Genomic DNA, 23,201 nt, shown 5'->3' with positions numbered 1-23,201 from the left:
TGCTTTACTCCTTCTTGGCGGCAGCGAGGTTGCCGTCCTGCGTGAGATCGTAGGTGACCATGGTTTCGCCGGACTGCGGTCGCTCCAGCCAGTCCTTGTGGCGCATCGATTGGTGCACGTCGCGCACCCCCGCCTCCCAGTGCTCGACCATCGCAACGTGGGAGAAGTCGTAGTCCTTCGAGGAGCTCTCGTAGTTCTTGCTGCGATAGATCAGATGCACCACCGTCACGGTGTTCTCCTGCGCAGCCTTGCACAGGATCTCGAGCGAGGGATCGTTGCGCAGCTCATCGGGCAGCTTGGCATAGAGCTCGCGGAATGCCTTGCGCGTGTTGTGGATCATCCGGTTCTTGTCGGTGTTCATCCGCGTCCGGCTGGAATAGCGGATGTCCTTCTCGCGCTCGGCCGCCTCCAGCAAGGTGCGCGGCAGTTCACCGCGCGCGGAGAACAGGTCGACCTGGAAGATCAGCAGGTCTCGGTCGGTCTCGGTGTCGAGCACGTAGTCGAGCGGCGTGTTGGAGGCGATGCCGCCGTCCCAGTAATGCTCGCCGTCGATCTCGACCGGCGGAAAGCCCGGCGGCAGCGCGCCGGAGGCCATGATGTGCTCGGGCGTGATGCGCTTGCCCTGCCTCTTGAATTCGACATTGTCGAAATAGGTGAAGTTGCCGGTGGTGACGCCGACGGCGCCGACAGACAGCCGCGTCTTGAGATCGTTGATGCGATCGAAATCGACCAGCCGCTCCAGCGTGCGCTTGAGCGGCGCGGTGTCGTAATAGCTGACCGATTGCGGCGTGCCGGCCGGCCACAGCGGCGCCGGCGGAAAGCGCGGCGTAAAGAAGCCGGGGACGCCGAACGCCGCGATCAGCGCTGCACTCGCCTCGTTGAACGCCGAGCGGTGATGGTCGCCATCGAGCAGCGGCTTCCAAGGCACCGGCGAGGACACCATGTGCCAGAATTCCTTGAGGCGCTCGATGCGCTTGTCGCGCTCGTTGCCGGCGATGATCGCGGAATTGATCGCGCCGATCGAAATGCCGGCGACCCATTCGGGCTCGAAATCGAAGTGACACAGCGCCTGATAGGCGCCGGCCTGATAGGAGCCGAGCGCGCCACCGCCCTGCAGGACGAGCACGCGCTTGGCATCGGAGGGAGTTGTCGGCGGAGCCGGCAGCGGATGATGATTCATGTCAATCGATCGGTTATCAGCAGTTGCGCCAGCGTGGCGTGAGTTCCTGATAACGTCAAATCAACCTCCGGAACAGGTCGCCTCCGGCCAGCAGTGAGGCCCAGCCGGACAGGTTGCCGCCCGCGCGGCAAGCAGGGGTGCCTGTCAGGAAGGCTTCTTGCTGTCCGGAGCGGCCAGGATCATGGTCCAGAAGACCTTGTATTTCGTATTTGGAGCATAGCTCGCGGCAATGCCTATTTTTGTGACACCGCTCTTCAGCATGTTGGCGCGGTGGGGCGGCGAATCGCGCCAGCCGGAAAAGGCTTCCGCGAGCGTGTGGTAGCCGGCGGAGACGTTTTCGACCGCGACGACGGCATCATATCCGGCGCCGTTCAGCCGCTTGGCCAGCGGCGCGCGCACGTCGTGATCGAGCTTGTTCTTGTCGGCCATCGCCTGCGACTGCGACTCGGCGAGCCGCATCAATTCGGGATCGACCTCGACCATGCCGAGCCCGTTGTTCTGACGGTATTGTGAGATCATCGTCGCCGCGGCGACCGCATCGAGCTTGGCGCCGGCGACCGCCATGTCGGCATACATGGTCGGCGCCTGCACGACCGGCGCCTCGGCCGCGCAGCCGGCGAGCAGGAGGACGATGGAGAGAGCGAGTGCCGGATGCTTCAATGAACCAGTCCCTATGCCGAGAAGAGAGGCGGGTTGTTGCACATCAACCGTGGCTGAAAGGTGAATCGCCGGTAAGTTCCATCAGCGCAATTGCATCCAGTGCGGCCGGGTAAGGGTTGGTCAACCATAATGCCGGTTCGGTCAAGCCTGTGGGCATTCAGCGCCGACCGCGGCCCTGGACGTCGTGTGCCCATGACCGCGCCTCACCCTCAGTGTCGTCCCGGCCTTGAGCCGGGACCCATACTCCGTGGCGGCTGTGGTGAGACGCGGTGCTGCTGCAGCGTGCCTCAAACAGGCGTCACGGAGTATGGGTCCCGGATCGGCGCCGCGACGCGCTTTGCGCGTCACGGCTTGTCCGGGACGACACCGAATTTTGGTCGGCTGCCTGTGACTAATGACCTTGAAACGGAGTTGAGCCCGACCGCCGCTACCCGCCCGCAAAAATCCGATAGTGCCGCGGCTTCAGGCCGACGCGGTCGCCGATGCGGAGGTCGCGGTCGCGCGGGGCGTCGATCTCGATGGTGGAGCCTTCGGTCAGCGCGATCTCGGCGCGCTGTACCGGGCCGAAGCTGCGGACGTGGGTGACGGCGCCGTGCAGCGTACCGCTGTCGGCGGGGCCGACGAGCATGTCGTGGCGGCGCACGAACAGGGTCGAAGCGCCGGCGGCCGCGCCCTCGGCGACAATGTCCAGCGGCCGGCCGTTGAGATGCACGGCGCCGCCGGCGACTTCCACCGGCAGCATGATCGATTCACCGATGAAGCCGTGCACGAACGCCGTTGCCGGACTGTCATAGACGTCGCTCGGCGAGCCGACCTGCTCGATGCGGCCTTTGTCCATCACGACGACGCGATGCGCGACCTCGAGCGCCTCCTCCTGATCATGCGTGACGAAGATCGAGGTGACGTTGATCGAGTGATGCAAGGTGCGCAGCCATTGCCTGAGCTCCTTGCGCACCTTGGCGTCGAGCGCGCCGAACGGCTCGTCGAGCAAGAGGATGCGCGGCTCGATGGCGAGCGCGCGCGCGAGCGCGATCCGCTGGCGCTGACCGCCGGAGAGCTGGCTCGGATAGCGGTCGGCGAGCCAGTCGAGCTGCACCAGATCGAGCAGCTCCTTCACGCGCGCGCGGATCTGCGCCTCGCTCTTGCGGATGCGGCGCGGCTGCACGCGCAGACCGAAGGCGACGTTCTCGAACACGCTCATGTGCCGGAACAACGCATAATGCTGGAACACGAAGCCGACATGGCGCTCGCGCGCGCCGCGGTCGAGCGCGTTCTCTCCGTCGAACAGGATCTCGCCGGCATCGGGCCATTCCAGCCCAGCAATGATGCGCAACAGCGTCGTCTTGCCCGAGCCTGACGGCCCGAGCAGCGCAAGCAGCTCGCCACTCGCGACCTTCAGGTCGACGCCGTCGAGCGCCTTGAACGCGCCGAAGGTCTTGACGACGCCTCTCGCTTCAATGGTCATGAGGCATGTCCTCGTCGATGTTACGTTCGAGAATGGTCTTGGCGATCAGCGTGATCAGCGCCAGCATCGCGAGCAGCGAGGCGATCGCGAACGAGGCCACCATCTGGTACTCGTTGTAGAGGATCTCGACCAACAGCGGCATCGTGTTGGTCTCGCCTCTGACATGGCCTGACACCACCGACACCGCGCCGAACTCGCCCATCGCGCGCGCATTGCACAGCAGGACGCCGTACAGCACGCCCCATTTGATGTTGGGGAGCGTGACGCGGAAGAAGGTCTGCAGGCCCGAAGCACCGAGCGAGATCGCCGCTTCCTCCTCCTGCGTGCCCTGCTCCTGCATCAGCGGGATCAGCGCGCGCGCCACGAAGGGGAAGGTCACGAAGATGGTGGCGAGCGCAATGCCCGGGAAGGCGAACAGGATCTGCAGATTATGGCTCTGCAGCCACGGCCCGAAGAAACCCTGCGCGCCGAACAGCAGCACGAAGACAAGGCCGGAGATGACGGGGCTGACCGAGAACGGCAGGTCGATCAGCGTGATCAGGAAGGTCTTTCCCGGAAAGTCGAACTTCGCGATGGCCCAGGCGGCGGCGAGGCCGAACACCAGATTGGTGCCGACCGAGACCGCCGCGACGCCGAGCGTGAGCCGAATGGCCGACAATGCTTCGGGATCGGCCAGCGCGGACAGATAGGCCGCGATGCCCTTGCCGAACGCCTCGACGAATACGACCACCAGCGGCAGCACGACGAAGACGGACAGGAAGGCGACCGCGAGCGTGATGATGGCGAAGCGAACGACGGTGGGCTCGGCGCGAGGATCGCGTCGGGCGGCCGTTTCGGCCATGCTGCGCGCCGAGGCATCCGGCGTCCGTTGCAGGGTCATTTCGATGCTCATGTCGCGGCCTCAGGTGGACGCCTGGGACTGAGCCCAGCGCTGCAGGCGATTCACCGCGAAGATGATCACGAATGCCACCACAAGCATCACCACTGCAATGGCCGTGGCGTCGGCATAGCGGAACTCGGACAGGCGGATCACGATCAGGAGGGGTGCAATCTCGGAGACGTTGGGGAGATTGCCGGCAATGAAGATCACCGAGCCGTATTCGCCGACGGCCCGCGCAAAGGCGAGCGCGAAGCCGGTGAGCAGCGCCGGCGTCAGGCTCGGCAGGATCACCTTGGTGACGATGTGCCAGCGGCTGGCGCCGAGGCTGGCTGCGGCTTCCTCGATCTCCGGGTCGAGATCGATCAGCACCGGCTGCACGGTGCGGACGACGAAGGGGATGCCGATGAAGATCATCGCGATGAAGATGCCGAGCGGCGTAAACGCCACCTTGATGCCGGCAGCGGCCAGCGGCGCACCCAGCCAGCCTTTCTGCGCGAACAACGCGGTCAGCGCCACGCCCGCCACCGCCGTCGGCAGCGCGAACGGCACGTCGACGATGGCGTCGAACAGCCTGCGGCCCGGGAAGCGGTAGCGCACCAGCGCCCAGACCACGATCGTGCCCATCACGAGGTTGACGCACGCTGCGGCAAAGGAGAGGCCGAACGAGATCTTCAGCGCGCTCAAGGTGCGCCGGCTGGTGACGATATCCCAGAACTGCGCCAGGCTGAGATCGGTGGAACGGACGAACAGTCCGGCCAGGGGAATCAGCACGATCAGGGACAGCCAGGTCAACGTCAGTCCCATGGTGAGACCGAAGCCCGGCAAGGTGCTGCGTCGGGGTGCAAGTACGCTCAAGAAGCCACCTGGCTCATTCCAATGTCCCTACCCGTCCGGACAATCAGTTCTTGTAGATCTGATCGAACACGCCACCTTCACCGAAGTGATCCTTCTGGGCCTTGGTCCAGCCGCCGAACACGTCGTCGATCGTGAACAGATCGACCTTGGCGAACGACTCGGCGTAGGACTTGGCCACGTCGGGATCGCGCGGACGATAGAAGTTGCGTGCGGCGATTTCCTGGCCTTCTTTCGTATACCAGTACTTCAGATAGGCTTCAGCCGCCGCCTGCGTGCCCTTCTTGGCCACGACGTTGTCGACCACGGCAACTGGCGGTTCGGCCAGGATCGACAGCGAGGGCGAGATGATCTCGAACTTTTCCTTACCGAACTCTTTCAATGCCAGATACGCCTCGTTCTCCCAGGCCAGCAGCACGTCGCCGACACCGCGTTCCACGAAGGTGACGGTCGCGCCGCGGGCGCCGGTGTCGAGCACGGGAACGTGCTTATAGAGGTCGGCGACGAACTGCTTGGCCTTGTCGGCCGAGCCGGTCTTCTTCAGCGCGTAGCCCCAGGCAGCGAGATAGTTCCAGCGGGCGCCGCCGGAGGTTTTCGGATTGGGCGTGATGACGTCGACGCCCGGTTTGAGCAGGTCGTCCCAGTCCTTGATGCCCTTGGGATTGCCCTTGCGCACCAGGAACACGATCGTCGAGGTGTAGGGCGAGGCGTTCTGCGGCAGACGCTTCTGCCACTCCTTGTCGAGCAGTCCCTTGTTGGCAACGGCATCGATGTCATAGGCCAGCGCCAGGGTGACGACGTCGGCCTGCAGGCCATCGATCACGCTGCGCGCCTGCGCACCCGAGCCGCCATGCGACTGCTTGATCTCGACCGACTTGCCGGTCTCCTTCTGATAGCTCGCAGCGAACGCCTTGTTGAACTCGACATAGAGCTCACGGGTCGGATCGTAGGACACGTTGAGCAGGTTCACGTCGGCGGCATAGGCCGACCCCGCCCAGGCCAGACCCGCGACAACAGCCAGAACACGCCGCATCATCGAATGCTCTCCATTCCCATGCCCGCGATGTTGCAGGCCCAAACACCAGATCGCCGGATGTGAGGTTCAGAGTCAACGAAACCGACTTCTCTTGTTTTCGGGCGGGCATTAGCATTGTGCTACGAACCATCGCGCATCAGAAGGACTGTTCTTCGCCACGACACACTGCCGTCATGATCCCATGGGCTCCAACCAGATGATGCGTCCCGAGCCGGGCTGCAACCGACCGGCGCTTGACATTGTTCCCTCTATGTTCGCATCATCACCTCCGCAACCTGGACGGGACAAATGGCACTTACGATGAGGGCAGCGCTGATGGGGACCTTGGAATTGACAGGGAGGAGCGCCCTCCGACGGCGGCTGAAGGCGATCATGGTCGCTCTGCTGATGGCCCCCGCCTTGCTGTTCGCGCCTCCCGGCGCTCAGGCTGATGGCCGGATTGGCTTCCGTGTCGGCGAGGTCGACGGCACCCCGGTCGCGCGGGTCGATGTTCTGCTCAAGACGAAGACATATCCGGGCATGCTGCGCTGCCTGGACCAGTCGGTGGCTCTCTACATCATCGATCGCGATGGCGCCATTCCGTCCCCGCTGCGCAGTCTCAAGGACCGGCCCGCGGAATTGCAGGACACCAAGCAGCGCACATTGAAGGCGTCTGCCACCTACGTGCCCGGCAAGACGGAGAAAGACGGCGTCATGCTGTTCAAGGTCGAAGACCTGAAGGCCTCGTCGTTCGCCGGCACCGGATTGATGCTGTGGGATCTCGCGCCGCCCGACTCGGCGGATCTGAACGCAACCGCCGACAAGATCATATGGGCGGACACCGTGACCGCCTTCACCTTCGTGATCCGGGCCGACAATGGCGAGCAGGTTTTGCCGGCCGTTCTGAAATCCTGCGGCGTGTCCTAGCTCGGCAGCGACGCCGCCGTGTGGATGCCGCATTCGGTCTTGTCACGGCCGCGCCAGCGTCCGGCGCGCTCGCCCTCGCCTGCATCCGAGCGACTGGTGCATGGCATGCAGCCGATCGAGCGGAAGCCGGAGGCCACCAGCGGGTGCTGCGGCAAATTGGCCGAGCGATAGATCGCCGCGATGTCCTCGCGGCTGACATTGGCGAACGGGTTGAACTTCACCCGCGCACCGTCCTGCTCGACGACGGGAATCCCGGCGCGCACGCCGCCCTGAAAGCGCTTGCGGCCATTGATCCAGGCGGTGAAGGGCGCGAGCGCGCGCGCCAACGGCTCCACCTTGCGGATGCGGCAGCAGGCGTCGGGATCGGAGAACCAGAGATCGTTGTCGGCATCCTCGCGCGCGAGCGCTGCGGCATCCGGCTTGATCGAGCGCACGTCGCGCAGACCGAGGATCTCGATGAGCTGGTCGCGATAGGCCAGCGTCTCGGCGAACATATGGCCGGTGTCGAGGAAGATCACCGGAATGGCCGGATCGACATCGGCCGTCACCTTTAGCAAGGCCGCCGATTCCGAGCCGAACGACGACACGACCGCGAGCCGCTCGCGGCCGATCGCCTGCAGCGCGGCCGCGATGACTTCGTGCGGCGAAGCTGTGCGCAGCGCGGCGTCAAGCGCCGCAACCGGGGCTTGTTCGACGTGATCTGATGCGGCCAGCGTGCTCACAGCCCGGCGCGCTCCGAATGACGCAGTTGCAGCCGCTGATGCAGCGCCGAGATGTTGCCGTCGCCGGCCGGCTGGTAGAACACCGAATAGCGCTTCACGGTCTCGGTGAAGGCCTCGGCGTCCGCCTGCTTCTTGACGTCGAAGGCGTCGAAGCCGGCACGCAGCATGAACACGAACTGATCGCGCAGCACCTGCCCCGTGGCGCGCAGCTCGCCGCGATAGCCGTAGCGCTCGCGCAGCAGGCGCGCCTGGGTATAGGCGCGGCCATCGCGAAAACTCGGGAACACCAGCGCGACCAGCGCGAGCCGATCGAGATACGGCACGAGATCATCGACATCGCGATTGTTCGGCCAGATCACGCCGAGCTTGCCACCGGTGCGGCTGACCAGCGCGTCGGGTCCGGCGAGAAAGCGCGTCTCGGAGACGAGGATTGCACCCTGCGCCGGCAGCTCGGCGTCTTCGGTGACGCGAACGAACTCGTCCGCGATGATGTGTCCGCCCTTAACGAGTGGCATAAACCCGCTCCCTGAATGGTTCGACCCCAAGCCGCTTCACCGTGTCGACGAACAGCTCCTCGGGGTGCGCGCGCAGCGCAAGATAGGCTTCGACGATGTCCTCGACGACATCGGCAACTTCGGCATAGGGCACCGCGGGGCCGATCAGGGTGCCGAGCTCGGCGCCCTCGTCGGCGCGGCCGCCGATCGTGATCTGATAGAATTCCTCGTTGTTCTTCTCGACGCCGAGGATGCCGATGTGACCGACGTGATGATGGCCGCAGGCATTGATGCAGCCGGAGATGTTGATGTGCAGCCGGCCGATCAGGTTCGCCGTGTCGTGATTGGCGAAGCGCCGCGTGATCTCCTGCGCGATCGGAATCGAGCGCGCATTGGCGAGCGAGCAATAATCGAGCCCCGGGCAGGCGATGATGTCGGAGACGAGGTTGACGTTGGGGATCGCCAGCCCAATCGCCTCGAGCGCCTTCCACACCGCCCGCAAATCGCGCTTGCGCACATGCGGCAGCGCCAGGTTCTGCTCATGGCCGACGCGGATCTCGCCGAACGAATATTTGTCGGCGATATCGGCCAGCGCATCCATCTGGTCGGCGGTCGCATCGCCCGGCGGCTTGCCGACCGGCTTCAGCGACACGACGGCAATGGCGTAGCCCTGCTGCTTGTGCGGGAACACCGAGTTCTTCCGCCAGGCCTCGAACTTGGCATCATGCGCGGCCTGCTTCAGCTCGTCCGGCATTGCGGGCAACGTCTCATAGGCCGGGTAGAAGAAGCGCGAGCGGATGTCCTCGACGATCCCGTCATCGAGCTTCAGCACGCCTTCGCGGATCTGCTGCCACTCCTCCTCGACCTCGGCGGCGAACTTCTCGATGCCGAGTTCGTGCACCAGGATCTTGATGCGCGCCTTGTAGATGTTGTCGCGGCGGCCGTACTGATTGTAGACGCGCAGGATCGCCTCGACATAGCTCAGAATGTCGTGGCCGTGCACGAACGGCTTGATGGTCTTGGCGATGAACGGCGAGCGGCCCAGGCCGCCGCCGACCAGCACCTCGAAGCCGGTCTCGCCGTGCTCGTTCTTCAACAGGCGCAGACCGATGTCGTGGATCTTGATCGCGGCGCGATCATGCTCGGAGGCCGTGATCGCGATCTTGAACTTGCGCGGCAGAAACGAGAATTCCGGGTGAAGCGTCGTGAACTGGCGCAGCAGCTCGGCCCAGATGCGGGGATCCTCGACCTCGCCCGGCGCAACGCCGGCCCACTGGTCGGCGGTGACGTTGCGCATGTTGTTGCCGGAGGTCTGCATCGACTGGATGCCGACCTCGGCGAGATCGGCCATCGCATCCGGCAGCTCGGCGAGCTTGATCCAGTTGAACTGGATGTTCTGCCGGGTCGTGAAGTGGCCATAGCCGCGATCGTAGCGGCGCGCGACGTGCGCCAGCCGGCGCAGCTGGTTCGAGGCCAGGGTGCCGTAGGGAATGGCGATGCGGTACATATAGGCGTGCAGCTGGAGGTACACGCCGTTCTGCAGCCGCAGCATCTTGAACTCGTCCTCGGACAATTCGCCCGAGAGGCGCCGCTTCACCTGGTCGCGGAATTCGGCGACGCGCTCGTTGACCAAAGTGCGGTCGATCTCGTCATAAGCATACATGAGAAGGCCTTCAGGCTTGAGCCGGGAGCGCGATGGTCGCGCCCGTCAGCCGGATGTGTTCGCGCATGTTGCCGGGCTTCACTGCGCCATCGGCTTCGACCTCGACCGGTGCGATATAGGGCCCGATCGCGTTGAGATCATCGGCCACCGCCTCGGTCAGCAGCGCACGCGCCTCGTCGGCGGTGCGCACGATCGCCGCATCCGCGAGCTCATCGGACCAGCTCTTCGAACCGGTGCGGTAGATCACCGCGCCATCCCACGTGCGGTTCGCGGTGACGATCGAGGGACCGGTGATCTTGATCTTCTGTTGCAGCGGGGAGGTCATTCAGACGGGTTCCAGGAGTTTTGCAATCACGCCACTGAGATTCTGCTGACGCCACGGCGCCGAATGCGCCACGACGTCACCGATGATGAGAATGGCCGGGCCGCCATCGATCTGGCCGACCAGATCAGGCAACTGATCGAGCGTGCCGACCGCGGCCTGCGCATCCGGCCGCGTCACGCGCGCGAACACGCCGACCGGCGTCTGCGGCGAACGGCCCGCGGCGAGCAGGCCGGAGCGCACCGCCGGAGCGGCCGTCATGCCCATGTAGACGACGACGGTCATCTTGGTATCCGTCAGGACCGACCAATCGACCGCCTCGGCATCGCGCTCTTTGTGTGCGGTGAGGAAGGTGATGCGCAGCGCCTTGCTGCGGAAGGTCAACGGCACCTCGAACTGCGCGGCCGCGCCGATACCGGCGGTGATGCCGGGCACGATGGTGTAGGACACGCCGGCCTTGCGCAGCGCATCGACCTCCTCGCCGCCACGGCCGAACACGAAAGCGTCGCCGCCCTTGAGCCTGACCGCGCGCTTGCCCTCGCGGGCGGCGTCGATCAGCAGCTTGTTGACCGCATCCTGGCCGATGCCGGGCTTGCCGACGCGGCGGCCGACCGGCACGCGCGAGGCGTCGCGGCGGATGCGATCGAGAATCTCTGGGGTCACCAGCTCGTCGTAGAACACGACATCGGCGTCCTGCAGCGCGCGCAGCGCCTTGATGGTCAGGAGATCGGGATCGCCCGGGCCGGCGCCGACCAAGGTGACATGGCCTTCGCTGCGGCCGGCATGATCGGCACCCGCGAAGGCGGTGGGATCGGCGATGCCGTGCAGCGCCGCCTCGGCCTCCTGCTTGCGCCCGGCCAGCACCAGCGCGCCGATCGGGCCGTCGACGACGCGCTCCCAGAAGCGGCGGCGGAGCGGCATCTCGGCGATCAGCGGATTGATGATCTTGCGGAAGTCGCCGATGAAGCCCGCGAGCTCGCCGATCCGCGCCGGCAGCAGCGCCTCGATCCGCTCGCGCACGCGGCGCGCCACGACCGGCGACGAGCCACCGGTGCCGATCGCCACCACGACGTCGCCGCGATCGACGATCGCCGGAAAGATGAAGCTTGAATGCGCGAGGTCATCCATCACATTGACGGGCAGACCCACGCTGCGCGCCCGCGCCGACATTGCGACGCCGATATCGCCCGCGCCGGCGCAGAGCACTGCGATGACGCCGGAGAGATCGGCGCTCAGCGGATCGCCCTCCCTGCGCTCGATCTGGCCGTGATCATCGAGCCCGCCAAGATCGAAGTCGCCATCGGTCGCGAACCAGCGGATGCGCGCACCCGCGGACAGCAGGACCCTGAGCTTGGCGCGCACGAGCTCGCCCGCGCCGATCAGCAGCACGGGGCCGGTCTTCAGATCGAGAAACACCGGCAGATATTGCATTGCGTTCTTCGGCTTCGACTCTTCGGGGTTGACTGGAATTATTTTCTATATAAGTGTCACGCCGCGGACGTAAAGAGAAAATTTTTCCCTGGCTTCGCCATAGAATTTTCTCCCAAGCAGGCGATGGCTGACAGCATGCACATTCTCACCAACGACGTTTCCAGAGACCGGTTGCCCTCTTCCGAGCTCGAGCAAGCATCTTCCATGCCGCGCGTGCTGAACGCCGCGCCGACGATGGATCATCTCGACCAGCTGGAGGCGCAGAGCATTTACATTCTCCGCGAGGCCTTTGCACGGCTGAAGAAGCTGGCGCTGCTGTGGTCGCTGGGAAAAGATTCCAACGTGATGATCTGGCTGGCGCGGAAAGCCTTCTTCGGCCGGGTGCCGTTTCCGGCCATGCACGTCGATACGGCTAAGAAGTTTCCGGAGATGTATGCCTTCCGCGACACCTACGCGCAGGAATGGGGCCTCGATCTCCGCGTCGAGCCATGCCCGCCGATCGATGCCGTCGATCCGACCCTGCCGCCGGCCGCGCGCTCCGCCGCGCGAAAGACCGAGGGCCTGAAGATGGCGCTCGCCAAGCATGGGTTCGACGGCCTGATCGCCGGCATTCGTCGCGATGAGGAGGCGACGCGCGCCAAGGAGCGCGTGTTCTCGCCGCGCGGCGCCGAAGGCAATTGGGACGTCCGCGACCAGCCGCCGGAGTTCTGGGACCATTTCAACGCCTCGCCGCCGCAGGGCGCGCACTTGCGCATCCATCCCATCCTGCATTGGACCGAGGCCGACATCTGGGCCTACACCGCACGCGAGAACATCCCGATCATCCCGCTGTATCTGTCGAAGAACGGCAAGCGCTATCGCTCCCTTGGCGATCAGGACATCACGTTCCCCGTCGCCTCCAACGCATCGAACATTCCCGAGATTCTCGCCGAGCTCGAAAGCACCAAGGTGCCGGAACGTGCGGGACGCGCGCTCGACCATGAGACCGAGGACGCCTTCGAGCGTCTCCGCGTCGCCGGCTATCTCTGAGCGGAGCCCGAGGTCATGAACATGAGAGTCCCGGCCGCCGCCCCCGCTACGCCGAACGGCACCACCCGCCCGCAGGTCTCAATCGTCATCGTCGGCCATGTCGATCACGGCAAGTCGACGCTGGTCGGCCGCCTGTTGCATGAGACCGGCAGCCTGCCCGACGGCAAGCTCGAGATGCTGCAGGCCGTGTCCGCGCGCCGCGGCATGCCGTTCGAATGGTCGTTCCTGCTCGACGCGCTGCAGACCGAGCGCGACCAGGGCATCACCATCGACACCACCCAGATCCGCTTCCGCACCAATGCGCGCGAGGTCGTGCTGATCGACGCGCCCGGACACGCCGAGTTCCTGCGCAACATGATCACCGGCGCCTCGCAGGCCGACGGCGCGGTGCTGATCATCGACGCGCTCGAAGGCGTGCGCGACCAGACCCGCCGCCACGGCTATCTGCTGCACCTCCTCGGCGTGAAGCAGGTCGCCGTCGTCGTCAACAAAATGGATCGCGTCGATTTCGGCGAAGCGCGCTTCAACGACATCAAGGCCGAGATCTCGGCCCATCTCGAGGGCCTCGGCGTCAAGCCGGTCGCGGTGATTCCGATCTCCGCGCGCGACGGCGACGGCGTCGCGCAGCTCACCTCGCGGATCGGCTGGTACAAGGGCCCGACCGTGGTCGAGGCGCTCGACGGGCTGGAGCCGGCGAAGCCGCTGTCGAGCCTGCCGCTGCGCCTGCCGGTGCAGGCGATCTACAAGTTCGACGACCGCCGCATCGTCGCCGGCCGCGTCGAGGCCGGCGAATTGCGCACCGGCGACGAGATCGTGATCATGCCGGCCGGCAAGATCGCCAAGATCAAGACCGTCGAGGGCTGGCCGCAGACGCCGGTGACATCGGCGCAAGGCGCGGGACGCTCGGTCGGCATCACGCTCGACCGCGAGCTGTTCATCGAGCGCGGCGACATCATCGCCCATGTCGGCCGCGAGCCGCAGGCGGCGCGCAGGCTGCACGCGCGCATCTTCTGGCTGCACGACCAGCCGCTCGCCAAGGGCGACAACATTCTCGTCCGGCTCGGCACCCGCGAGGCCCGCGGCAGCGTGGTCGCGATCGAGAAGGCGGTCGATCCCGGCTCGCTGTCGAACGAGGAGAACGCGTCGATCGCGCGCAACCATGTCGGCGAGATCGAGATCGCGCTGACCCAGCCGGTCGCCGTCGATCCCTACACCGAGAACGCGCGCACCGGCCGCCTCGTGATCGAGGTCCAGGGCCGCATCGCGGGCGGAGGACTCGTGCTGTCGATCGCCGCGGGCAAGCGCGCGGCACCCGTCGACATCATGCCGGTGGAATCGGCGCTGCAGCCGCAGGAGCGCGCCGACCGCTATCGCCACAAGGGCGCGGTCGTGTGGATGACCGGCCTGCCCGGCGCCGGCAAATCGACCTTGGCGCGCGCGCTGGAGCGGCGGCTGTTCAGCCGCGGCGGCGCGCCCGTGCTGCTCGACGGCGACACCGTCCGCGCCGGCCTCAACAAGGACCTCGGCTTCACGCCGGAGGACCGCGCCGAGAACATCCGCCGCCTCGCCGAGGTCGCGACGCATCTCGCCCGGAACGGCCACATCGCGATCGTCGCCGCGGTGTCTCCCGCGCGCGAGGACCGCGCCGCCGCGCGGCGCGTGGCCGGCGATCTGTTCCGCGAGGTCTATGTCGCCACGGCCGCAGAGATCTGCGAAAGCCGCGATCCCAAGGGCCACTACGCCAAGGCCCGCGCGGGAAGCTTGCAGAACTTCACCGGCATCGGCAACGATTACGAGCCGCCGCTCGACGCCGAACTGGTGCTCGACACCGCCACCCGCGGCATCGCCGACGCCACCGACGAGTTGGAAGCGCTGCTGTCGAAAACCGGCGTGCTGTTCGACGATATTGCCGATCTCGGCGCCAATATCTGAGCTAAGACACCGCTCAGTGTCGGCGCGTCACAGCGCGCCGACATACGCCGTGAGATCGTCGAGCTCGGCCTCGGTCGGCAGCCGCGACTCCATCTTCTTGGCGTAGAACTCCCACATCAGCTTGACCGCGTCGCGCAGCGAGGCCGTGCGGCCGTCGTGGAAATACGGCGCGGTCGACGCCACCGCATGCAGGGTCGGGACCTTGAACTTGCCGCCGGTGCCGATGTCATCCTTGCTCTTCTTGTCGAAGCTCGGCAGCTGGTGGCAGGTGCCGCAACCGCCATCGCCGACATAGAGATCAAAGCCGCGCTTGATCGCGGCGCTCGCCTCCGGCCGCGGCGTGCCGTCCTCCTTGACCTGCCAGTTCGCCGGATAGTTCAGCGTCCGCACATAGGCGACCAGCGCCGCCAGCGTCTCCGGCGACGGCTCCGGCCCCTTCATGCGGTTGACAATGATGCCGCGGATGCTGTCCTCCAGCGTCGCGGCCTGGCCCTGCCAGCCGAACACCGAGCGCTCGCCGACGCCCCACAGCGTCGGCGTATTGCGGCCGTTGGGATCGCCATCGGCGACCACGTCGAGGCCGACATAGGTCTTGTTGTTGGTATGCCCGGTCGAGAAGTGACAGGTGGCGCAGGACGCCTTGCCGCCGCCCGACAGGCTCGCATCGTTGAACAGCGAGAGGCCCTTGGCCGCGAGCTCCGCTTCGGACAACTGCGCCGGCGGGGTGACGGCCGCCCCAACCGTCACCGGCTGCGCGGCCGGCGTCTCCGGCGCCGTTGCGGCAGCGGGCGGAGCCTTCGACTTGCGCGGCGCCGCGGCCGCATGCCGGGTCCTCACCTGTTGCGCGGGGGTCGGCGCCGCCGCGGCATGCACCGATTTCGGCCTCCACGCGGCCGCCAGCACTTGCAGCAGCGACGGCTTCTTCTCAACCGCACGCATGTAGGGCGCCGTCGATAGATCGGCCGCGAGCGCGGGCAGCGCGAGCAGGCTCAGACACAGGACAACTGATTTGAGCCCAGTGAACGCCATCCCCCGTCTCCCCGCACCCCTGTAGATGCAAGTCGTTATCGATAGCCTTTACGTCTGAAGTGGGACTGTGCCGCGGCAATGAGTCGACGCGCGCGTGCGGCGAATGCCCTGATCGGGGCAGGCGATCACGTCGACAACGATCCTGCCAGGTCAGCCCGGCACCAGCGCCGCATTGGCTTTGGGGATGGCCTGCAGCGTCTCCGGCGAGATCGAGAGATGCTGTAGCACGAGCTGCGGAGGCAGATGCGTGAGCCATTGATTGAGCGAGATGTCCTGATAGCGCGGCGCCTTGAACATTTCGAGGAAGACGAGATCGCTGTCGCCGGTGTTCTCGATGTAATGCCCGAGCGTTTGCGGCACGTAGCCGACATCACCGGGATTGAAGTCGATGGTGCGCGCCGCCGATTTGTTGAAGAACACGGTCATGCGCCCGCGACCGGCAATGTAGTACTGCCATTCATTGGCGTTCGGGTGCCAGTGCAGTTCGCGCATCCCACCCGGCTTGATGGTGACGTGCGCCATGGCGATGTTCTTCGCCGCAGCGAAGTTGGAGGAATCGACGATGCGCACCTCGCCGCTGCGATCGGACTTCTGCGGCTGCATCGGCTGCATCGGAAAGGTGAAGTGCTCGGCGTTGCGTTGGCCCGAGTTGATCGCCGCGGATCGATCCTGCTCGAGCCCGCCCGGCACCGGCGCCTGGAAGATGTAGCGTCCGTCGCGCGGAATGGTCTTGAAGGGATCGAGCGCCGTCTGCGCGACGCTCCAGTTCTTCGCCACCACCTCCGGCGGCGTGTGGATCATCCAGTCCGTCAGCAGCGTGGTGTTGTCCTCTGAGAACTTGCCGTCGTCGAACACCAGCAGGAATTCACAACCGTCGGGCCCGAGGCCTTGCAGCGAGTGCGGAATGCCGGTCGGGAAGTACCAGAGATCCCCCGCATGCACGTCGTCGACAAACACGCCGCCATCAGCATCGACGGCGGTCAGCCGGCACGAGCCGTGCAGCATCAACGCCCATTCGTCGGCCTCGTGCCAATGCAGTTCCCGGATGCCGCCGGCTGTGAGGCGCATGTTGACGCCGGCGATGTCCTTGGAGATCGGCAGGTCCTCGACATTGACCTGCCGCGACCAGCCGCCCTCCTGGACGCGCCGGTGCATCATCGAGAACGAGCTCCAGAAGTTCGGCGGAAGCGCATGATCTGTCGGCGGCGGCGCATTGGCGCTCGGAAACAGCTGCTGAAGCACGCGGTTGTTCGGCCCGGGATCGCTGGCACTGTCCTGCGGCTGCGCCGTGGCGCGCGTCGCGGCGAGCGCGCCGGCGGCGGCTGCGGTCGAGACGCGGAGAAAGTTGCGACGAGAGAACAGGTTCTTGAGCAGCGATCGCGCGGGTCGAATGGAAAATGGCTTTGGCAGCATGACCGTCTCCGATTGCGGCCGGGCCTCAACCTCGCGCGCCGTTCGGCGTTCCTCGCGTCAGGCCGCATTTGCGTGACCGGCGTCACGGTTGCCATAAGCCGCGCCGTCTAGACATGCACCTATCGCCAGCGGGCGAACAAGCCGCGCAGCGGGGACAAAAAATCCGTCTTCGGCCGACCAGCCACCCATCGTCAGCTGTCATATCTCACACCCACGGAGACCATCATGTCGCGCTCTACCCTCACCACCATCGGCTTCGCTCTCACCTTGATCATCTCCGGCCTCGGCGCGATGTCGCAGGCCCAGGCCGGCGGCGCCTACGGCCCCGACACCTGCCGGGTCGGCTATGTCTGGCGCGAGGCCTATCCCGGCGACCACACTTGCGTGACGCCGGACCAGCGCGCCCGCGCCGCGCTCGACAACCGCCAGGCCGGCAACCGCGTCAGCGCCACCGACCGCACCTATGGCAGCAGGACCTGCCGCCAGGGCTACGTCTGGCGCGAGGCCTATGACGGCGACACCACCTGCGTCACCCCCGAGCAGCGCGCCCGCGTGAGGTACGACAACGCCCGCGCCAACGGACGGTATCAGTAAGATCGTTGAAGCGGACGGCAGTGGCGGGCGACAAAGAATGTCGTTCGCCAATTGCAGTCCCGCCTTCCTCAAGCACGTGCACGTCACCCCTTGCACAACCACACCCCCGCGACGACAATCGCGGCGGGGATGCTGGGGGAAGGCCGATGGCCGCGCGACCGTTTCGAACAATGTTGATTGTCGCGATGACGATGGTCATCGCGAGTCCGTCAAAAGCTCAGCCGTCAACCACGCCACCGGCGCCGATCGCCGAATTCGGCGCGCTGCCTGATGCGATGATCTTCTACGTTGCGCATGGTCCGCGCGACGCCTGCGGTCCGGGCTGCGCCGACTGGATCGCGGCCGAAGGCACGATCCGGTTCGACACGTTCAAGCGCCTGATCGCGATCCTCGACCGCCAGTCCGGCCGCAAGCTTCCCGTGATCATCCACTCTCGCGGAGACGCCGATCTCGACGTCGCCGTCAGCATGGGTCGCATCCTGCGCAGCCGCGGCATCGATGCCGGCGTCGGCCGCACGCAGGTGGAGGCCTGCCGCGACAAGCCGAAAACCGATTGCTTGGCGCTGAAGCGCGCGGGCGGCCCCTTCGACGCCACGCTCGATGCCTCGCGGATGCTCTGCGAGATGTCCTGCTTTCTGATGCTGGCCGGCGGCGTCCACCGCAGCCTGCCGCCCGACGCGAGTGTCGAACTGGTCGGCACGGAGATCCGCAACCGGCTCGCGCCCAATGTCTCCGCCGAGCACCGCGCTGGCCTGACCACCTATTACAGTGGGCAGGCTCGACTCTATCTGCGCGAGATGGGCATCGACCCAGGAATCCTGGACATCGTCGATCGCAATTGGGCCGACCGCAAACGCCCGACCGACGTGCCGCCCTCGGCATGGCTGAAATTTGGCCTGGTGACGTCGGGCGCGTTGTAGCGCGCGACGCTCGCGGGACACGCAAGATCCGCAGGGTGCGCAAGGCGGCGCCGAAGGCGGCGCGTGCCCGCCGTCCAAGATCGCTCAAGCGCGATCAGCGACAGCGGCCTTAAAGTTCGGCGTTCAGTCCTTTCTGCAAATAGGAAACGATATTGGGACCGGATTTGTTCGCCAGGACATCGGCAATCCAGGCTTGGCGCTCATGCCCCTGCACCGCGAGTTCCCAGACGCAAGGACCATAGTGATCGGAGCTGACGTCCAAGAACCGCGTGGGATCCTCCAATGAGGCTTTGAAGTGATGATGACGAAGGATGTCGCCATCCTCCCAGCGGTCGATGAGCAGCCGTCGATCCGTGGCGTCCGCCGTCGGCGCGAGCACGTCACCGCGAAGCGACTAAGCGCTGACGCGATCCCGGCCAGCGACGACGAGCGAGCCCCCCGCGAGCAGCTTGGCCTGGGCCTAGCGCGCCGTTTCCACTCGTCCAGTCAGCTCATGCCGCGTTGAATCATCCACATTCGTGCGGAGTCCAGACGTCAAATACAAGCGCGCTGCCCATGACTGCTCCTCTCCCCTTGTGGGATTCTAGCGACAGGGCGCAAGTCTACGACCTAGTTGCGCGACACGGGCGTTCGTTCGTAGAGATCGGTGACGCGACAGGTCAGACCAAATCCCGGCAACGACAGGTCATCCGCGGCGTCGAGCGTGGTCGACGTCCATCCGCCTTCGCTGCGGAGGTCGAGGGAGACCCCCATCCGGTCCTGGGCGATGACGAGCACGGCGAGACAATGCGGATGCGCGCGATACAGCTCGCGCTTGACCTCGATCCAGCGCCGGTCGGTGCCGGGCACGATCACCTCGTCGGTGTCGGAGATCACCTCGGCGAGCAGATAAGCCCTGTCGACGAAACGCTGACCGGGATCATACTCGGCATCGATCCCGCCGACGTCCGGCTCAGGCCTGAAATCACCGGTGCCGAGATCGAGCCCCGGCCGTTGCACGGCCAGCCACGCGGGGGCGTGCCGCGCCAGCGCATCGTTGAGCAGGCGTTCGAGATTGCTGGCGATCTGGTTATGCGCGATGGTCGGCGGGGTCATCATCATGGCCACACCCCCGACCAGCTCCCAGCGCTCATGATCCGGTCGCCGCGCCTGGAAGCTGCGGAACTCCGAGGCTGACATCCGGCCTGCACGGTCATGGGCGACAATCTGCATCGACGAGCATCCGATCGTTGCTGGGAAGCTAGCATGTGACGACCATGAAGGGGAGAGGCGTCGGGCAGCCAGGGAGCAGCAGCTATCGCGAACAACGACGTGCCTTTGCGCAGTCAGTCTGACAAGCTATCGCCGGCCTGATGCCGGAATGGCACCGAGTTTCAGCACAGCCGCCGCGGAGTATGGGTCCCGGCGCGGAGGCCGGGACGACACCGAGGTTGCGGCACCAGCGCAGTCACACAACCGGTGTCGTCCCGGACAAGCCCGGCAACGCGAAGCGTTGTCGGGCGCCGATCCGGGATCCATACTCCGTGAAGCTTGTTTGAGGCACATCCATCTCAACTAACCGAGTCGCGCCCAGATGGCTGCGCACGCTTCCCAAATTCGCTGCGGGCAGAGCCAGAATTCGGCTGACGCATCAACCTGATTTGCCCTGTCCAGTCCCCTACGCATAAATATTCTTGTTTCTTTTTTTCAGAAATCAGGTATATCTCTGCCCATCCCGTCCCACACGAGGGACGTTTCGCGACCGTCACGGACGTCGGGTGCGGGATGCGGTGGGCGTCTTGGGCTGCGGCGTGGGTGATCATGCTGGCGGACAGTCCCAAGGCGCACGGCCAAGCCGTGGGGTTCTGGCATCCCGACGCTGATGCCACGCCGGCGACGACGCCAACGCGTCGCGCGGGCAACGGTGACCACAAGCCGGGCACCGGGGAGACCACGGAGCAACCGTTAAAGCCATCGCGCAGGGAAGGCCGGATGTCCGGCTCGTACCTGTGGTGACTGCCGCCTGCTTTTTTTCTGCAGGCGGGCCATGGGTGCAGCCTGCACCCGGCCTTCCCTGCGCCTCTCGTGATCGAGGGGCGGTGAATGGCAAAGCTCGGACGCGAATGGGCGTCGCGAGGCCGACAGGTGTTGTCTGCAAATGCGGAATTCAAACGGGCGGCGAGATGCACCCTCAGGCGTCATTGCGAGCGAAGCGAAGCAATCCAGGCTGTCGCCGCGGCGGCAGTCTGGATTGCTTCATCGCTTCGCTCCTCGCAATGACGGCAGAGACTGGAGCAAATGCCCCGGGCTTTCACTGGATCGGGCCCTCTACCTCCGATCTCGGAACCGCCCGCCCCTCCCCGACCATCTGCCATACCCCTCCCCCCTTCCGTGGCCCCCGCTTTGGCGTTAAATGCACTGCACGCGCCGCCCGTCGCAGGCGGCCATTTCAGCATGCCCAAGACACGCGCAACGTCGCTTTGACCCGAGAGAAACGTCTCATCATGACCCGTATCGACGCCCATGGACTGAAGATCGCCCCGGTTCTGTTCGACTTCATCGCCAAGGAGGCGGCGCCCAAGACGGGAATTGATCCGGACGCGTTCTGGGCCGGGCTGGCCGCGATCCTGAAGGATCTTGCGCCCCGCAATCGCGAGCTGCTCAAATTCCGCGACGCCCTGCAGGACAAGATCGACGCATGGCACCTCGCCAACAAGGGCAAGGCGTTCGACCTCGGCGCCTACACGGCGTTCCTGAAGGAGATCGGCTATCTGCTGCCCGAGCCCGCGACCCACAAGGTCGAGACGGCCAATGTCGACGAGGAGATCGGCAAGATCTGCGGCCCGCAGCTGGTGGTGCCGCTGACCAATGCCCGCTATGCGCTGAACGCCGCCAATGCGCGCTGGGGCTCGCTGTACGACGCGTTCTACGGCACCGACGCCATCCCGCATGATCCGAGCGAAGGCGGTAAGGGCTACAACAAGGCCAGGGGCGACAAGGTGATCGCCAAGGCCAAGGCCTTCCTCGACGCCGCCGCGCCGCTCGCCACCGGCAGCCACACCGACGTCACCGCCTACAGCGTCATCGCCGGGCAACTTTCGGCCAAGCTGAAGAGCGGCAACGCCACCGCGCTGAAGGACGCCGCACAGTTCGCCGGCTACCAAGGCTCTGCCGATGCACCGTCGGTCATCCTGCTCGCCAACAACGGCCTGCACATCGAGGTCGTGATCGACCGCAGCCACGTCATTGGCAAGGACGATGCGGCCGGCGTGTCCGACATGATCCTCGAAGCCGCGGTCTCGACCATCCTCGACATGGAGGACTCGGTCGCCGCCGTCGACGCCGAGGACAAGGTGCTGGTGTATCGCAACACGCTCGGCCTGATGAACGGCACGCTGTCGGCGGATTTCGAGAAGGGCGGCAAGACGCTCACGCGTGCGCTGAACAGCGACCGCAGCTACACGACGCCGTCAGGCGGCACGCTCACGCTGCACGGCCGCAGCCTGCTGCTGATCCGCAATTGCGGACACCACATGTTCACCGACGCCGTGCTCGGCGCGGATGGCGAGGAAATTCCGGAAGGCATCCTCGATGCCGCAGTCACCGGCCTGCTCGCGATCCACGACCTCAAGGGCGGCTCCAAGGTCAAGAACAGCCGCACCGGCTCGATCTACATCGTCAAGCCGAAGATGCACGGCCCGGATGAGGTCGCGCTCACGGTCGAACTGTTCGCCCGCGTCGAGAAGCTGCTCGGCCTGCCGGAGAATTCCATGAAGGTCGGCATCATGGACGAGGAGCGCCGCACCACGGTCAACCTCAAGGCCTGCATCCAGCAGGCGTCCAAGCGCATCGTCTTCATCAACACCGGCTTCCTCGACCGCACCGGTGACGAGATCCACACCTCGATGGAAGCGGGCCCGATGATCCGCAAGAACGAGATGAAGGCGCAGCCCTGGATCAAGGCGTACGAAGACTGGAACGTCGACATGGGCCTGATCGACGGCCTCCCCGGCCACGCCCAGATCGGCAAAGGCATGTGGGCGGCGCCGGACAAGATGGCCGACATGCTGGCGCAGAAGATCGGCCACCCGCAGGCTGGCGCCACCACCGCCTGGGTGCCGTCGCCGACGGCGGCGACCCTGCACGCCCTGCACTATCACCAGGTCAACGTGAAGGCTCGCCAGGACGAGCTCACCAAAGGCGGCCCGCGCGCCAAGCTCGGCGACATCCTCACCATCCCCGTGTCGAACTCCAACTGGGCGCCCGACGACGTCCGCCAGGAGATCGACAACAACTGCCAGGGCATCCTCGGCTATGTCGTGCGCTGGATCGACCAGGGCGTCGGCTGCTCGAAGGTGCCGGACATTCACGATGTCGGTCTGATGGAAGACCGCGCGACGTTGCGCATCTCCAGCCAGCATCTCGCCAACTGGCTGCATCATGGCGTTGTCAGCAAGGACCAGGTAATGGACTCGCTGAAGCGCATGGCCGTGGTCGTCGACAAGCAGAACGCCGGCGATCCGCTGTACCAGCCAATGGCGCCGTCATTCGACGGCGTGGCGTTCAAGGCGGCCTGCGACCTGGTGTTCGAAGGTCGCACCCAGCCGAACGGCTACACCGAATACATCCTCACCGCGCGGCGGCGCGAAGCGAAAGCAAAGGCCTGACGACGAAAAGCCCCGGCCAACCGCCGG

The 23,201-nt window shown here is 65.6% G+C and carries 21 protein-coding genes; 6 read left to right on the top strand and 15 right to left on the bottom strand.

Annotated elements, in window-relative coordinates; all coding sequences use genetic code 11:
* Positions 1–4 precede the first annotated feature (4 nt).
* The 6 genes from BRAD285_RS02700 to BRAD285_RS02675 form a co-directional block, all read right to left on the bottom strand.
* On the bottom strand, positions 5–1,180 hold the full coding sequence (locus BRAD285_RS02700; RefSeq protein WP_006614648.1) for a patatin-like phospholipase family protein: 1,176 nt from the start codon (positions 1,178–1,180) through the stop codon (positions 5–7).
* Between the two features lie 144 nt (positions 1,181–1,324).
* Complete coding sequence (locus BRAD285_RS02695; RefSeq protein WP_035648367.1) at positions 1,325–1,840, bottom strand: CAP domain-containing protein; 516 nt, start codon at positions 1,838–1,840, stop codon at positions 1,325–1,327.
* 427 nt (positions 1,841–2,267) lie between these two features.
* Entirely contained in the window at positions 2,268–3,305 is a 1,038-nt protein-coding gene (locus BRAD285_RS02690) for a sulfate/molybdate ABC transporter ATP-binding protein (RefSeq protein WP_006614650.1), read from the bottom strand.
* The gene (cysW, locus tag BRAD285_RS02685) at positions 3,295–4,197 is read right to left on the bottom strand and encodes a sulfate ABC transporter permease subunit CysW (RefSeq protein WP_006614651.1); all 903 of its coding nucleotides are present in this window, start codon (positions 4,195–4,197) and stop codon (positions 3,295–3,297) included. Before cysW ends, BRAD285_RS02690 begins: the two co-directional genes overlap by 11 nt.
* A 9-nt stretch (positions 4,198–4,206) precedes the next feature.
* Complete coding sequence (gene cysT, locus BRAD285_RS02680) at positions 4,207–5,040, bottom strand: sulfate ABC transporter permease subunit CysT (RefSeq protein WP_006614652.1); 834 nt, start codon at positions 5,038–5,040, stop codon at positions 4,207–4,209.
* A gap of 43 nt (positions 5,041–5,083) precedes the next feature.
* Positions 5,084–6,073, bottom strand: coding sequence for a sulfate ABC transporter substrate-binding protein (locus tag BRAD285_RS02675; RefSeq protein ID WP_006614653.1), 990 nt, complete (start codon positions 6,071–6,073; stop codon positions 5,084–5,086).
* 372 nt (positions 6,074–6,445) lie between these two features.
* On the opposite strand from BRAD285_RS02675, the gene BRAD285_RS02670 reads away from it, so the two are divergent.
* Positions 6,446–6,979, top strand: a complete 534-nt coding sequence (locus BRAD285_RS02670; protein ID WP_035648369.1) for a hypothetical protein — start codon at positions 6,446–6,448, stop codon at positions 6,977–6,979.
* Here BRAD285_RS02670 and BRAD285_RS02665 read toward each other — a convergent pair.
* Genes BRAD285_RS02665 through cysG form a run of 5 tightly spaced genes read right to left on the bottom strand, consistent with a single transcriptional unit; the run spans position 6,976 to position 11,611 of the window.
* The gene (locus tag BRAD285_RS02665) at positions 6,976–7,701 is read right to left on the bottom strand and encodes a phosphoadenylyl-sulfate reductase (RefSeq protein WP_006614655.1); all 726 of its coding nucleotides are present in this window, start codon (positions 7,699–7,701) and stop codon (positions 6,976–6,978) included. The two genes, BRAD285_RS02670 and BRAD285_RS02665, sit on opposite strands and share 4 nt — an antisense overlap.
* Positions 7,698–8,216 (bottom strand): DUF934 domain-containing protein, encoded by a 519-nt coding sequence (locus tag BRAD285_RS02660; RefSeq protein WP_006614656.1) that lies wholly within the window; start codon positions 8,214–8,216, stop codon positions 7,698–7,700. The genes BRAD285_RS02665 and BRAD285_RS02660 overlap by 4 nt, the downstream gene beginning before the upstream one ends.
* Entirely contained in the window at positions 8,203–9,858 is a 1,656-nt protein-coding gene (locus tag BRAD285_RS02655) for a nitrite/sulfite reductase (RefSeq protein WP_006614657.1), read from the bottom strand. Before BRAD285_RS02655 ends, BRAD285_RS02660 begins: the two co-directional genes overlap by 14 nt.
* Positions 9,859–9,868: 10 nt before the next feature.
* On the bottom strand, positions 9,869–10,183 hold the full coding sequence (locus tag BRAD285_RS02650; RefSeq protein WP_006614658.1) for a DUF2849 domain-containing protein: 315 nt from the start codon (positions 10,181–10,183) through the stop codon (positions 9,869–9,871).
* Positions 10,184–11,611 carry a siroheme synthase CysG gene (gene cysG, locus BRAD285_RS02645; protein ID WP_006614659.1) on the bottom strand — a complete coding sequence of 476 codons (1,428 nt, stop codon included), beginning with the start codon at positions 11,609–11,611 and terminating at the stop codon, positions 10,184–10,186.
* A 234-nt stretch (positions 11,612–11,845) separates the two neighbouring features.
* Here cysG and cysD point away from each other — a divergent pair, with 234 nt between their 5' ends.
* Complete coding sequence (cysD, locus tag BRAD285_RS02640; RefSeq protein WP_035648388.1) at positions 11,846–12,640, top strand: sulfate adenylyltransferase subunit CysD; 795 nt, start codon at positions 11,846–11,848, stop codon at positions 12,638–12,640.
* 15 nt (positions 12,641–12,655) lie between these two features.
* Positions 12,656–14,572 (top strand): adenylyl-sulfate kinase, encoded by a 1,917-nt coding sequence (gene cysC / locus BRAD285_RS02635; RefSeq protein ID WP_035648372.1) that lies wholly within the window; start codon positions 12,656–12,658, stop codon positions 14,570–14,572.
* 27 nt (positions 14,573–14,599) lie between these two features.
* On the opposite strand, the gene BRAD285_RS02630 is transcribed toward cysC, so the two are convergent.
* Positions 14,600–15,601, bottom strand: a complete 1,002-nt coding sequence (locus BRAD285_RS02630) for a cytochrome-c peroxidase (RefSeq protein ID WP_006614662.1) — start codon at positions 15,599–15,601, stop codon at positions 14,600–14,602.
* A gap of 150 nt (positions 15,602–15,751) precedes the next feature.
* On the bottom strand, positions 15,752–17,014 hold the full coding sequence (locus BRAD285_RS02625; RefSeq protein ID WP_006614663.1) for a cupin domain-containing protein: 1,263 nt from the start codon (positions 17,012–17,014) through the stop codon (positions 15,752–15,754).
* A gap of 225 nt (positions 17,015–17,239) precedes the next feature.
* On the opposite strand from BRAD285_RS02625, the gene BRAD285_RS02620 reads away from it, so the two are divergent.
* Complete coding sequence (locus BRAD285_RS02620; RefSeq protein ID WP_006614664.1) at positions 17,240–17,608, top strand: hypothetical protein; 369 nt, start codon at positions 17,240–17,242, stop codon at positions 17,606–17,608.
* Between the two features lie 185 nt (positions 17,609–17,793).
* Positions 17,794–18,528, top strand: coding sequence for a hypothetical protein (locus tag BRAD285_RS02615; RefSeq protein WP_006614665.1), 735 nt, complete (start codon positions 17,794–17,796; stop codon positions 18,526–18,528).
* Between the two features lie 109 nt (positions 18,529–18,637).
* Here the strand turns inward: BRAD285_RS02615 and BRAD285_RS02610 are convergent, their stop codons facing one another.
* Both BRAD285_RS02610 and BRAD285_RS02605 read right to left on the bottom strand, forming a co-directional pair.
* Complete coding sequence (locus tag BRAD285_RS02610; RefSeq protein WP_006614666.1) at positions 18,638–18,907, bottom strand: hypothetical protein; 270 nt, start codon at positions 18,905–18,907, stop codon at positions 18,638–18,640.
* Between the two features lie 230 nt (positions 18,908–19,137).
* The gene (locus BRAD285_RS02605) at positions 19,138–19,740 is read right to left on the bottom strand and encodes a Uma2 family endonuclease (protein WP_006614667.1); all 603 of its coding nucleotides are present in this window, start codon (positions 19,738–19,740) and stop codon (positions 19,138–19,140) included.
* A gap of 1,271 nt (positions 19,741–21,011) precedes the next feature.
* On the opposite strand from BRAD285_RS02605, the gene BRAD285_RS02595 reads away from it, so the two are divergent.
* Positions 21,012–23,174 carry a malate synthase G gene (locus BRAD285_RS02595; protein ID WP_006612124.1) on the top strand — a complete coding sequence of 721 codons (2,163 nt, stop codon included), beginning with the start codon at positions 21,012–21,014 and terminating at the stop codon, positions 23,172–23,174.
* Positions 23,175–23,201 lie beyond the last annotated feature (27 nt).

Origin of the sequence: Bradyrhizobium sp. ORS 285 (assembly GCF_900176205.1) — a bacterium.
Lineage (GTDB): Bacteria > Pseudomonadota > Alphaproteobacteria > Rhizobiales > Xanthobacteraceae > Bradyrhizobium.
The sequence above is the reverse complement of the archived record's forward strand: the minus strand, read 5'-3'. Positions and strand labels throughout refer to the sequence as shown.